Here is a 12,090-nt window from a genome sequence, read left to right as displayed (position 1 = left end):
GTGAATGACCGGTTTCGACAAACGTGAGAGACCGTTCAGGGTCGATGAAGGTCCGACGCCACCTCGATCTCACGTAAGCACGCTACGCAATCAGCATCGGACGGCGATCGGCCAACAGGAGACACTCGACTCAGTGCCGAGGATCGTCGACAATGCCTCGTCGAATAGCTTTACAGGGAGAGCAACGTGATTCGTTCAGGAGACGTCTTTGCAATTCGGACGTCTGGCGGCGACGCATACTTCCAGTATGTGAAGAAAATCGATCCGATGGGCTCGCTGATCCGCGTGTTGCCGGGTGTGTTCGTGGACGCATCTACAGATTTCGAATCGCTCGTAGCGAAAGAAACGAATTTCTGGATCTTCTTTCCTGCGGGAGCCGCTTTCTCTCGCGGCATCGTTCGCAAGATCGGCAGATATGCCATTCCGGATCATTCAAAGAGCGTCCCGGTGTTCCGGGCTGGCGTCGTCGATCCTGCCGTCGGAAAAGTGGTCGACTGGTGGTTGTGGGATGGTGAGAAGGAATGGTGCATCGGTTCGATCACCGATGAGCAGCGAAAGCTCCCCATTCGACGCTCCTGGAATGACACGATGCTGATACAGCGGATCGAGGAGGGTTGGTTACCTGAAAACGATCCGAGGTAATTCAACTAATGCAGCTTCACGAACCGTCGGGCAGGAGCCGGCCGGTCCGGTTCAGCGATCTTACGAGATGCAGAACTCCGTTGAGGGTGTCTCCGGGCTTACGCCTTAGGGTCGTCGAATGAGCGCTACGGGCTAATTCGACGGACCGGTTCGGGTCCGATGACAACCGATCGAGTCCGCGAGATGCAACTCTGGCGCGAACGTAAGGCAGTCGCACCAACTTTGTCGCACCGCCGCGCATAAGCGGCGCGGCTACCCGTAGTCCTTTGATTACACCTGTGCGCCGTCGCAATAACCATGGCGCCATGCGAATGCGCGGTGGAAATTCTGAACCGGCATTCGGCGGGGAGTAGAAACGCAAAGCAAAAACGCCGACAACCTATATTGAACGATCTGATTCGAGCCCGCAAAAACAACGCGGCGCGGCGTCCGGCGAAGTAAATCCACCAGGCGCCGCGCCGCGTCTACAACGTATTCAACTTGCGCCGTGCGACTGCATCCACAACCGGCGCCCCGGCCGTTATCAGCCTTGCAGGAACTCAAGCAGATCGGCGTTGACCTTGGCCGCTTCAGTCGTGCACATGCCGTGCGGTGCGCCCGGATAAACCTTCAGCGTGGCGTTTTTCACCAGCTTCGCCGATAGGTGGGCCGAGTCGTCGATCGGCACGATCTGGTCGTCGTCGCCGTGCAGGATCAGCGTGGGCACGTCGATCTTCTTCAGGTCCTCGGTGTAGTCCACTTCTGAGAATTGTTTGACGCATTCATACTGGCCCTGGATCGAACCAAGCATGCCTTCGCGCCAGAACTCGCCGATCGTGCCTTGCGAGACTTCGGCATTGGGCCGGTTGAAGCCGTAGAACGGCACGGCAAGGTCCTTATAGAACTGCGAACGGTTCGATGCCACGTTCGCGCGAATGCCGTCGAACACCGACATCGGCAGGCCGTCCGGATTGCCTTCGGTCTTGAGCATGAGCGGCGGCACGGCGCCGATCAACACGGCCTTCGCCACCCGCGCGGTGCCGTGGCGGCCGATGTAGTGGGCCACCTCGCCGCCGCCCGTCGAATGGCCGACGAGCGTCGCGTCCTTCAGGTCGAGGGCATTGATGACCGCGGCCAGGTCGTCGGCGTAGGTGTCCATGTCGTTGCCGTGCGACGGCTGGTCGGAGCGGCCGTGGCCGCGCCGGTCGTGAGCGATGACGCGATAGCCCTTCTGCACCAGAAACAGCATTTGCGCGTCCCACGCATCGGCGTCGAGCGGCCAGCCGTGCGAGAAGACAACGGGCTTGCCGGTGCCCCAGTCCTTGAAGAAGATTCGCGTGCCGTCTTTCGTGGTTACCGTGTTCATTGTGTGACGCTCTCCATGCTGTGAGTGGGATGCATTGCCTGCGTGCGCGTTGCCGCTGCCGCCCGTTGTGGCGGCCATCGCAGTTTTCAATCGTACGGTGGGAGCCACTGTAGAGAACTTCAGATTGCTTAATTCTTCTGAATGCGCTTGCTTGTGTGCGCCGGTCTACCGGCGCGCGCCGACCATCTTGCGACATCTCGCACTCGCGCTTGCAGGAATGCAATCAACTCCACACCGTCATCATTTTTAAGAACGATTAAGGACTTCCACAAGGACTCCGCGAAGCCCCGTCGATAGACTCGGCTCCAGTTTTCCTCGCTGTTCAAGCGAGCACGGCACGTCTCTCAGACATGCTTTGTCCATTCAATACGGAGCCCGTAATGCCTAAAGAACTCTTGACCCCTGATTCATGTGCGGTTGCCCTGATCGACTACCAGCCGCAGATGTTCTTCGGAACGACGTCGCATGAGCGGACCACTATCCTGCACAACGTCCAGGCAATCGCGAAGGCCTCGAAGCTCTTCAAGGTCCCGACGATCCTGACCACGGTGGCCGCCAAGTCGTTCAGCGGCGACATGGTGCCGGAAGTGCAATCGGTTTTCCCGGAGTACACGCCGATCGACCGTACGTCGATGAACTCGTGGGAAGACGTGAATTTCCGCAAGGCCATCGAGGCGACCGGCCGCAAGAAGATCGTGCTCGCCGGCCTGTGGACGGAAGTATGCGTATCGTTCCCGACCATCCAGATGATCAATGAAGGCTACGAAATCTACGTGCCGACCGACGCGTGCGGCGACATCACCACGGAAGCGCACGAACGCGCGGTGCAACGCATCATCCAGGCGGGCGCGGTGCCGATGACCTCGTTCCAGTACATGTTCGAACTGCAACGCGACTGGGGACGCAGCGAAACGTACGAAGGCTGCATGGACATCCTGAAGGCGCACAGCGCCTATGGCATCGGCGTGCGTTACGCGAAGTCGATTCTCGGCGAGCACGCGAGCGAAGCGGGCTAACCGGTCGACTCAGCGCCCCGGCGCGGCGTGACGCCGGCCGGAGCGTATGGATGCCGCACCGTTCAACAACCGTGGGCCGGCATATCCACCCGGCTCATGCCGGCCGCGGCATCCGTTCGAGTGCTCGTTAGAAGGCGCGCCGGCCGTGCGCCTCCAGGCTTCCCTGTTTCCGGTTTCCGGGCTTGCCCGGAAATAGCTCCGTGCGTGCCCGGCGGAGCGCTCTCCCATGAGGACCGCCATGACTTCCACACCTTCCGCGCCGACGCCGGCCGAGGTCGTCTTTTTCAACGGCAAGATCGCCACGCAGGATGACAAGCGCTCTTTCGCCGATGCGCTCGCCGTGGCGAACGGCCGTATCGTCGCCGCGGGTTCGCGCGATGCCGTGATGCGGCACGCCAACGACGCGACACGCCACATCGATCTGAAAGGCCGTACGGTCATTCCGGGGCTGAACGACTCGCACCTGCACATCATTCGCGGCGGCCTGAACTTCAACATGGAGCTGCGCTGGGACGGCGTGCCGTCGCTAGCCGACGCGCTCGACATGTTGCGCAAGCAGGTGGCCCGCACGCCGGCGCCGCAGTGGGTGCGCGTGGTGGGCGGCTGGAACGAATTCCAGTTCGCCGAGCGCCGTGGACCGACGCTCGAAGAAATCAATGCGATTGCGCCGGATACGCCGGTGTTCATCCTGCATCTGTACGACAGCGCGCTACTGAATGCAGCGGCACTACGCGCGGTCGGTTATACGAAAGACACGCCTAATCCTCCCGGCGGCGAGATTCGGCGCGACAAGCGCGGCAATCCGACGGGCATGCTGATCGCGCGGCCAAACGCCGGACTTCTATACGCGACGCTCGCGAAAGGCCCAAAGCTCGCGCCCGAGGATCAGCGCAATTCCACGCGCCATTTCATGCGCGAACTAAACCGCCTCGGCGTAACTAGCGCGATCGACGCGGGCGGCGGATATCAGGCCTATCCCGACGACTATGCCGTCATCATGGACATGGCGAAGCACAGCGAACTGACCGTGCGGATCGCCTACAACCTGTTCACGCAGAACGCCAAGAAGGAAATCGAAGACTTCGCCAGGTGGGTGAAGATGACCAAACCCGGCGAGGGCGATGACTTCCTGCGTGTGAACGGCGCGGGCGAAATGCTGGTGTTTTCCGCTGCGGACTTCGAAGACTTTCTCGAACCGCGCCCGGATCTGCCCGACTCGCTCGAAGACGAACTCGAAGCCGTCGTCAAGCTGCTGGTGGCGAACCGCTGGCCGTTCCGTCTGCATGCGACTTATAACGAATCGATCGAACGCTTCCTGAATGTGTTCGAACGCGTCAACGCCGAAATTCCGTTCAACGGACTGCGGTGGTTCTTCGACCATTGCGAGACCATCACGCAGAAAAACATCGAGCGCGTGCGGGCGCTCGGCGGCGGCATTGCGATCCAGCACCGCATGGCGTATCAGGGCGAGTACTTCATCCATCAATACGGCGAAGAGGCGGTGAAGCGCACGCCGCCGATCCGCCACATGCTCGACGCCGGCCTGCCGGTCGGTGCCGGCACGGACGCGACGCGCGTCGCCAGTTTCAACCCGTTCGTCTCGCTGTACTGGATGGTGTCGGGCAAGACGGTGGGCGGCACGCAGATGTATGCGGCAGAGAACAGGCTCGATCGCATGGAAGCCCTGCGCCGCTACACGGTGGGCAGCGCATGGTTCTCGAACGAAGACGACAAAAAGGGTGCGCTGGTGCCCGGCCAGTTCGCGGACTTCGCGGTGCTCAGCGAAGACTTCTTCACCGTCGACGAGAGCCGCATCAAGTTCCTCACCTCGAACATGACGGTGGTGGGCGGCAAGGTCGTCTATGCGGACGACGAGTTCGCGCCGCTCGCGCCGCCTGATCTGCCGGTCAGTCCGTCGTGGTCGCCGGTCGCGGAGTTCGGCGGCTACAGCCGTTACAAACCGACTGCGGTGGCCTGTGTGGACGGCTGCGTGAATCTGTGCGGCGTGCATGCTCATGCGCACGGCTGGGCATGGCGGAAGAACGTGCCGGTCACCGATTCGAACGGCTTCTGGGGCGCGCTGGGCTGTAGCTGTTTCGCGTTCTGACCTTCACCGCTTGAAGCAACGAGTCCAGCGAGAACCTTTATGCCGACCCTGAACGATGGTGTGCTGTATGGGCTGGGCATTCTGGTTCTCGATTTCCTCGCCTGGCGTTTCATGACCCGTAAAACGGACAAGGGGCGTCTCGCACTGCGCGCGCTGATGTTCGGCTTGTCGACCTATGTGCTGTTCAGTTACGGCATGAATCCGCTGCGCGCGGCGCCGTGGCCGGACGAGCCGGTGCGTCATCTGCTCGCGCAATTGCTGGAGGTGGTGTGGTGGCTGCAAGGCGCGCGGCTCGTGACGATCCTGCTGGATCGCACCGTGCTGCCGGAGACCTGGCACAAGGAGCGTCTGTTTCAGGACGTGTTCGGCGCACTGGTGTTTCTGGCGGCCGCGGTCGGCGCGATTGCCTTCGTGCTGGAACTGCCGGTGCGCGGCCTGCTCGCGACCTCGGGCGCGCTCGCGATCGTGCTCGGTCTCGCGATTCAGAGCACGCTCAACGACGTGTTTTCTGGCGTGGTGCTCAACGCCACGGGGCCGTTTTCGATCGGCGACTGGGTGACGATCGGCGAAGTCGAAGGCAAGGTGGTGGAAACCAACTGGCGCGCGACCAGCCTGCTCAACGGGCAGGGCAACATCGTCGTGATTCCCAACAGCGTGGCGGCGCGCACCAATATCGTCAATGCCAACCAGCCTTCGCATACGCACGGCATCAGCGTGCTGCTGCCGGTCAAGCCTTCGGTGCGGCCCGCCACCGTGTTGCAGGCGCTCGCCAACGCGGCGGCAAGCTCGGAGAACGTGCTTGCCGAGCCGAAGCCGGTGGTCAGCGTCCGGCGGGCGACCAATGACGCGATCGAGTACGAGATCGTCTGCTATGTCGATTCGCTGAGCAGGAAGATCGACGTGCGCAACGAGCTATTCGATCTCGCGCACCGGCATCTGTCATCGCGCGGTGTGGTGCTGCATCCGCTATCCGTGGTCGAACCGGTGAACGAGGCCACGGATGAAAAGCAACGCCTGCTGCGCAGCGTGCTCATTTTCCAGACGCTCGACGACAACGGCATCGCGGAGTTGGCCGCGCAACTGACGCGCCACGAGTTCGATGTCGGCGAAACCATCTACAGCGCGGCCGACGAAAGCGGCCACGCGTTGCACATTCTGGCGAGCGGCGTGGCGAAAGTCACCGTGCCGAAGGACAGCGGCGAGTTGGAGCTGCGCCGCCTCGCGCCGGGCGACTCGATCGGCCAGTCGGGCATCCTGGCCGGCGTCAAGACCGGCGTGATCGTTCATGCGCTGACGCGAGTCACCGTTTTCCAGCTCGACAAGGCCGCGTTGACGCCGATTCTCGCGCGGCGTCCCGAAGTGGGACGCGAAATGTGCCGGCTGCTGTCCGAACACCATGAAACGGAGAAGCTGATGCTGGCGTCGCCGGACGACGCCGATTCAGGCTCCGGCGGTCTGCTGCAATGGATTCGCGATGGGGTCCGGCGCATCCACGACCTAGCGCTATGAACGAGTGCGAGCCGTGCCGCGTCGATTAAGTCTTTTTAAGGATTCGCCAAAGTCTTTATGAGGTTAATTCGCTACGCTGCATTGAACAGTCTGTCGGCGAGGCGCGCCCGCAAGCGAATGTCGGATAGGGAGGAGGAGACGTGAAGAAGACCATCGCGGGAGTCGACATTCCCGACAGTCCGTTGGCGCGGGCCGCAACCGATCGGATCCGCGCCACGGAGTCGAGCCTGATGTTTCATCACGCGCTCAGGGCGTATCTGTTCGGCGTGTTGACCGGCGTGCGCGACAAGCTGACGTTCGACGCGGAGTTGCTGTACGTAAGCGCGTTGTTTCACAACGTCGGGTTGAATGTGCGGCATCAGCGGTCCCCCTGTCGCTATGAAGTGGACAGCGCGAACGAGGCGCGCGACTTCATGCTCCAGTACGGCGTTGCCGCCGGCGCGATCGGCGAGGTCTGGGCGGCGATCGCGCTGCACACCACGCCGGGCATTCCGGAGCATTTGTCGCCTCTCGTCGCGCTGGTGAGCGCCGGCGTGCAGATGGACATTCGCGGCGCCCGCTATGGCGAGTTCACCGCGCAGCAGCGCGACGAGATCGTGCAGGCGTGTCCGCGTGAAGCCGGCTTCAAGAAACAGATCATCGAAGCGTACGCGCGCGGCATGGAGCATCGTCCCGAGACGACGTTCGGCACCGTGAATGCCGACGTGCTGGACCGGTGGGACCCGAACTATCGCCGGCTGAATTTCTGCGGGCTGGTGCTGGGTTCGGAGTGGGCGAATTGACGACGCGGTTCGCCGCAAGTGTGCATACAAAGGAAATCGGCATGGGCTACATCATTTCATTGGGAGTCGGCTTCGGCGTTGGACTTCTTTACTGGCTGCTCAAGGTGCAGTCGCCGGCGCCGCCGTTGATCGCTCTTGCCGGCCTGCTCGGCATGGTGCTGGGCGAGCACGCGATACCGGTCGTCAAGGCGCAGTTTTTCGCGCAGACGACCGCGGTTCAGGTCGCCGAGCGGCAGCCGGGCAGCCCGGCGCAAAAGCCGGCTACGCCCGGCGCGACAAAAGAGGGCGGCTGATCCTGCCGGCCGTCCATTCAGATAGTGCTAACACGATCGGGTAATCACATGTTCACATCGCTTCAACGCTTTCGTCCCATTGCGGCTTTCTGCGCAGCTTTGCTGATCGGCCTCGCGCCGGTCTCGTCCGCGTTCGCCGATAACGGCCCGCCGGAAGTCTCGAGCGGCAAGACCGCGCTCGCGGCGCGCATGCCCGACGTTTCGGTCGGCGCGCAGTACGACACGACCCATGTGTACGTGGCCTCGGCGGACCTCGACGCGTTCGTCACCAGCTTCCTCGCCACGTTCGGCGGCAAGGCGTCGCCGCGCGCGGTGTTCACGGTCACGCCGACGCCGAGCAAGACCGCGTCGCAATACGTGCAGACGCCGGTCGGCATGCTGTCGGTGTTCGGCTTTGAAACGCCGATTCCCTATCCGTTCGGCAATGAACGCACCGGCTATCTGGTCACCAACATCGACCAGGCGGTGAAGGCGGCGCGCGCGGCGGGCGCCGACGTGCTGGTCGATAGCTTCGACGATCCAATCGGCAAGGACGCGGTCATTCAATGGCCGGGCGGCCTGACGATGCAGCTCTATTGGCACACCAAGGCGCCGAACTACGCGCCGTTGCACAGCGTGCCGGATAACCGCGTGTATGTGTCGCGTTATGAAGCCAACAACTTCGTGCGTCGCTGGGTGCATTTTTCGCACGGCAAGGTGGTGTCGGATAACCCGCGCGCGGATGCCGGCGTGATTGGCCGTCCCGGCGAGACGATTCGCGAGATCCGCATCAATTCGGGCTTCGGCCGCATGGTGGTGTTCGTCACGGACGGCAAGCTGCCGTTCCCGTTCGGACGTGAAACGACCGGCTATGCCGTCGACGACCTCGCGCAGACGCTCGAGCGCGCCCAAGCGGCCGGCGCGAAAGTGGTGTCGCAGCCGTACAGCAGCGAAGCGGGCAAGAGCGCGGTGCTCGAATTCCCGGGTGGCTATATCGCCGAAGTGCACGATGGCCAGTAAAGCAGGCCTCATGCGGACGTTGCAGACCATGCAGGCGGTGCGGCCGCGCGAGCGGCTACGCCGGCGCTCGGCGCTGCGCGCGGCCCGCGCGCTGTTGATCAGCGCGGGGCTGGCGGCCGCATTGCCGGCGTCGGCGGCGGACACCGCGCTCGGCGGTGCGGACGATACCAGCACGACCAGTACGCCGAGCACAGCGGCAACGGCAACGGCGGCAAGCACTTCATGCGCGCGGCCCGCTGTCATGTTCAACCGCTGGCAGGAAAACTGGTCGGCGCTCGCCAATCCGTGCGTGCCGAAGAAGCCCTTCGACTCGCTGAAATACATTCCGCTGTTCGGCAATCCCGACGCGTATATCTCGCTCGGCATGGTGCTGCGCGAGCGGTTCGAAATGAACGACGCGCCGCTCTTCGGCCTCGGTTCGGGCCACGACGACACGTATGTGCTGCAACGTCTCGAAGTTCACGCGGATGTGCGCCTCGGCCCTCATGTGCAGATCTTCACGCAGTTCGAGGACGCGCGGCCTTTCGGTAAAGACAACGTTTCGCCGGTCGACAAGAATCCGCTCGACCTGCGCCAGGCGTTCGTCGCCATCACCGAGCCGCTCGGACCCGGCACCTTCAAGTTCCGCGTCGGCCGCCAGGAGATGGCATTCGACTTGCAGCGGTTCATTTCCGTGCGTGACGGCCCGAACGTGCGCCAGGCCTTCGACGCCATCTGGGCCGACTATGAAACCGGCCCGTGGCGCTGGATCGCTTATGCGACGCAACCGGTGCAGTACCGCGACAACTCGGATTTCGACGACGTTTCCAATCGCGACCTGACCTTCAGCGGCGTGCGGGTCGAGCGCAAGGCAGTCGGGCCGGGCGATCTGTCCGCCTATTACTCCCGCTACAACCGCAGCAACGCGCGCTTTCTCGACGCTACCGGCAACGAGCGTCGCGACGTGTTCGACGCGCGTTACGCCGGCTCGGTCAATCACATCGACTGGGACGCGGAGGCGATGTATCAGTCGGGCCATGTCGGCAACAAGACGATCGGTGCGTGGGCGGTGGGCACGCTCGCCGGCTACACGCTGGCTTCGCTGCCGTGGACGCCGCGTCTCGGTCTGCAGATCGATGCGGCCTCGGGCGACACGCATCCCGGAGACGGCCGCATCGGCACCTTCAATCCGCTCTTTCCGAACGGCTACTACTTCGCGCTCGCCGGTTATACCGGCTACTCGAACGTGATTCACGTCAAGCCGTCGCTGATCGTCAAACCGAACAGCAAGCTCTCGCTGCTCGCGGGCGTGGGGCTGCAATGGCGCGAGACCACCGCCGACGCCGTATATCAGCAAGGCTCGGCAGTCGTGCCCGGAACGGCGGGACACGGCAGCCGCTGGACCGGTTTCTATACGCAACTGCGCGCCGACTATGCGGTCACCGCGAATCTCGCCGCTGCGGTCGAAGCCGTGCATTTTCAGGTCGGACCGTCGCTGCGCGACTTGGGCGCGCGCAATTCCGACTATGTAGGCGCCGAACTCAAGTTCGGCTGGTAACGCCGTATCAGCACCACGTCGTCAGCGAGGCGTGTCAGAAGAGGTTAATTTTTTATGAGCACGCCTGATCTACAGGTCGAAGCGGCGGCGCCGTCCGAACTCGAGTTTCCGTATTCGTCGCTGGAATACCGGCAGCACCAGATGTTCCCGCGGCTTTCACCCGCGGAGATTCAAAGCCTTCGGCGCTTCGCCACGCCGATGTCGTTCAAGGCCGGCGAACTGATCTTTGAAACCGGCAAGATCGCGCTCGGCCTGTTCGTGCTGTTGCGCGGCCGCGTGCGCATCTATTCACGCGACAGCTTCGGACGCTCGACGCTCGTCACGGAACACGAAGACGGCCACTTCATGGCGGAGATGGCGCAACTCTCCGGCAAGCCCGCGTTGATCGACGGCGTGGCATTGACCGAAGCCGAGACGCTCGTGATCGAGCCGGAGCGGCTGCGGGCGCTGATCGTCGCCGACGCGCAACTCGGCGAACACATCATGCGTGCGCTGATTCTGCGGCGGCTCGGGCTGATCGAGCAAGGGCTGGGGCCGATCATCGTCGGCAATGGAAACGATGACCGGCTCATCAGGCTGCAAGGCTTTCTACGCCGCAATGCCTATCCCGCGATGGTGATCGACGCGCGCACCGATCCCGAAGCCATCACGCTGCTGGGCGGCATGACCACCGGCCCCGGCGATTTTCCGCTGGTGTTCTGCCCGAACGGAAACGTGCTGCGCGCGCCCGACGAAGTGCAACTCGCGTCGTGCCTCGGTCTCGTGCCGACCTTCGAGCAATCGCATGTGTACGACGTCGCGATCGTCGGCGCGGGGCCGGCGGGACTCGCGGCGTCCGTGTATGCCGCAACGGAAGGACTGTCAGTTGCGGTGTTCGATCAGAGGGCGCCGGGCGGCCAGGCCGGCGCGAGTTCGCGCATCGAAAACTATCTCGGCTTTCCCACCGGCATTTCGGGGCAGGCGCTCGCCGCGCGCGCGTTCCAGCAGGCGCTGAAGTTCGGCGCGCATCTGGCGATTCCGGGCAAAGTCACCGAGGTGCGCCGCAACGAAGGCATGTTCCTGCTCACGCTGCTCGACGGCCAGCGCATCAACGCGCGCACGGTCGTGTTGGCGAGCGGCGCCGCGTATCGCAAGCCGGCGGTGGCGGGTTTCGAACGCTTCGAAGGACGCGGCACGTACTACTGGGCGTCGACGATCGAAGCGAAGCTGGTGAAAGGCCAGGACATCGTGCTGATGGGCGGCGGCAATTCCGCCGGTCAGGCGGTGGTGTTCCTCGCCAACTTCGCGCGCAGCATTCGCGTGCTGATTCGCGGCAAGGACCTCAACGCGAGCATGTCGAAGTATCTGATCGACCGGATCGGCTCCTTGCCCAACGTCACGCTTTGCACCGGTTGCACACTGCGCGCGCTCGAAGGCGACGAAGCCGGACTCACGCATCTGCACGTGCGGCACGAACAGGATGGCGAGGACGAAGTGGTGGCATCGCGCCATCTGTTTCTGTTTATTGGCGCGGACCCGAAGACGGATTGGCTCGACATGAGCGGCGTGGAGCTGGATAACCGCGGTTTCGTCGTCACCGGTTTTGCGCGCAGCGAGCATGGGTTCTCGCAAGCCAGTGCGCGATATCCGCTGGAAACCAGCGTGCCGGGCATGTTCGCGGTGGGCGACGTGCGCTCGGAGTCCGCGAAACGGGTGGCCGCCGCTGTGGGCGACGGCGCAGCGGTCGTCGCGCAGATTCATGCGTATCTGAGCCGGCTCGCGACGGTGACTACTCAGGACGATTAATAAAAATTAGCGAGTGTGCCGGGCAGGTGGCCGCTATGCTTTTCAGCATATTCACGATGAACACCAGGGACCGAA

Annotated in this window: 10 protein-coding genes; 9 read left to right on the top strand and 1 reads right to left on the bottom strand. The window is 63.1% G+C overall.

Going from position 1 to position 12,090, the window contains the following annotated elements; translation table 11 throughout:
• Positions 1 to 186: 186 nt before the first annotated feature.
• Positions 187 to 642 (top strand): hypothetical protein, encoded by a 456-nt coding sequence (locus tag B0G81_RS15470; RefSeq protein ID WP_134137097.1) that lies wholly within the window; start codon positions 187 to 189, stop codon positions 640 to 642.
• A gap of 523 nt (positions 643 to 1,165) precedes the next feature.
• Here the strand turns inward: B0G81_RS15470 and B0G81_RS15465 are convergent.
• Positions 1,166 to 1,987: an alpha/beta hydrolase gene (locus tag B0G81_RS15465; RefSeq protein WP_134137091.1), complete on the bottom strand. Its 822-nt coding sequence runs from the start codon at positions 1,985 to 1,987 to the stop codon at positions 1,166 to 1,168.
• Positions 1,988 to 2,367: 380 nt separating this feature from the next.
• Here B0G81_RS15465 and B0G81_RS15460 point away from each other — a divergent pair, with 380 nt between their 5' ends.
• The 8 genes from B0G81_RS15460 (at position 2,368) to B0G81_RS15425 (ending at position 12,015) form a co-directional block, all read left to right on the top strand.
• Positions 2,368 to 3,003: a hydrolase gene (locus tag B0G81_RS15460; RefSeq protein ID WP_106286221.1), complete on the top strand. Its 636-nt coding sequence runs from the start codon at positions 2,368 to 2,370 to the stop codon at positions 3,001 to 3,003.
• Positions 3,004 to 3,241: 238 nt separating this feature from the next.
• Positions 3,242 to 5,110, top strand: a complete 1,869-nt coding sequence (locus tag B0G81_RS15455; protein WP_134137085.1) for an amidohydrolase — start codon at positions 3,242 to 3,244, stop codon at positions 5,108 to 5,110.
• A gap of 39 nt (positions 5,111 to 5,149) precedes the next feature.
• Complete coding sequence (locus B0G81_RS15450; RefSeq protein WP_134137080.1) at positions 5,150 to 6,619, top strand: mechanosensitive ion channel family protein; 1,470 nt, start codon at positions 5,150 to 5,152, stop codon at positions 6,617 to 6,619.
• A 140-nt stretch (positions 6,620 to 6,759) separates the two neighbouring features.
• The gene (locus B0G81_RS15445) at positions 6,760 to 7,401 is read left to right on the top strand and encodes a phosphohydrolase (RefSeq protein ID WP_134137075.1); all 642 of its coding nucleotides are present in this window, start codon (positions 6,760 to 6,762) and stop codon (positions 7,399 to 7,401) included.
• A gap of 41 nt (positions 7,402 to 7,442) precedes the next feature.
• Positions 7,443 to 7,694: a DUF1427 family protein gene (locus tag B0G81_RS15440; RefSeq protein ID WP_134137071.1), complete on the top strand. Its 252-nt coding sequence runs from the start codon at positions 7,443 to 7,445 to the stop codon at positions 7,692 to 7,694.
• 48 nt (positions 7,695 to 7,742) lie between these two features.
• Positions 7,743 to 8,693, top strand: a complete 951-nt coding sequence (locus tag B0G81_RS15435) for a glyoxalase (protein ID WP_134137066.1) — start codon at positions 7,743 to 7,745, stop codon at positions 8,691 to 8,693.
• Between the two features lie 10 nt (positions 8,694 to 8,703).
• Entirely contained in the window at positions 8,704 to 10,230 is a 1,527-nt protein-coding gene (locus B0G81_RS15430) for an alginate export family protein (protein ID WP_134143120.1), read from the top strand.
• A 54-nt stretch (positions 10,231 to 10,284) separates the two neighbouring features.
• The gene (locus tag B0G81_RS15425; RefSeq protein WP_134137061.1) at positions 10,285 to 12,015 is read left to right on the top strand and encodes an FAD-dependent oxidoreductase; all 1,731 of its coding nucleotides are present in this window, start codon (positions 10,285 to 10,287) and stop codon (positions 12,013 to 12,015) included.
• The last annotated feature ends 75 nt before the right edge of the window (positions 12,016 to 12,090 follow it).

This window comes from Paraburkholderia sp. BL6665CI2N2 (genome assembly GCF_004366535.1).
Classification (GTDB): domain Bacteria; phylum Pseudomonadota; class Gammaproteobacteria; order Burkholderiales; family Burkholderiaceae; genus Paraburkholderia.
This window is presented reverse-complemented; position numbering and strand designations above follow the sequence as displayed.

Bases quoted from the DNA above. Each gene is read 5' to 3' on its own strand.
- B0G81_RS15465 (WP_134137091.1), bottom strand. From the start codon at position 1,987: ATGAACACGGTAACCACGAAAGACGGCACGCGAATCTTCTTCAAGGAC.
- B0G81_RS15460 (WP_106286221.1), top strand. From the start codon at position 2,368: ATGCCTAAAGAACTCTTGACCCCTGATTCATGTGCGGTTGCCCTGATC.
- B0G81_RS15455 (WP_134137085.1), top strand. From the start codon at position 3,242: ATGACTTCCACACCTTCCGCGCCGACGCCGGCCGAGGTCGTCTTTTTC.
- B0G81_RS15450 (WP_134137080.1), top strand. From the start codon at position 5,150: ATGCCGACCCTGAACGATGGTGTGCTGTATGGGCTGGGCATTCTGGTT.
- B0G81_RS15440 (WP_134137071.1), top strand. From the start codon at position 7,443: ATGGGCTACATCATTTCATTGGGAGTCGGCTTCGGCGTTGGACTTCTT.
- B0G81_RS15435 (WP_134137066.1), top strand. From the start codon at position 7,743: ATGTTCACATCGCTTCAACGCTTTCGTCCCATTGCGGCTTTCTGCGCA.
- B0G81_RS15430 (WP_134143120.1), top strand. From the start codon at position 8,704: ATGCGGACGTTGCAGACCATGCAGGCGGTGCGGCCGCGCGAGCGGCTA.
- B0G81_RS15425 (WP_134137061.1), top strand. From the start codon at position 10,285: ATGAGCACGCCTGATCTACAGGTCGAAGCGGCGGCGCCGTCCGAACTC.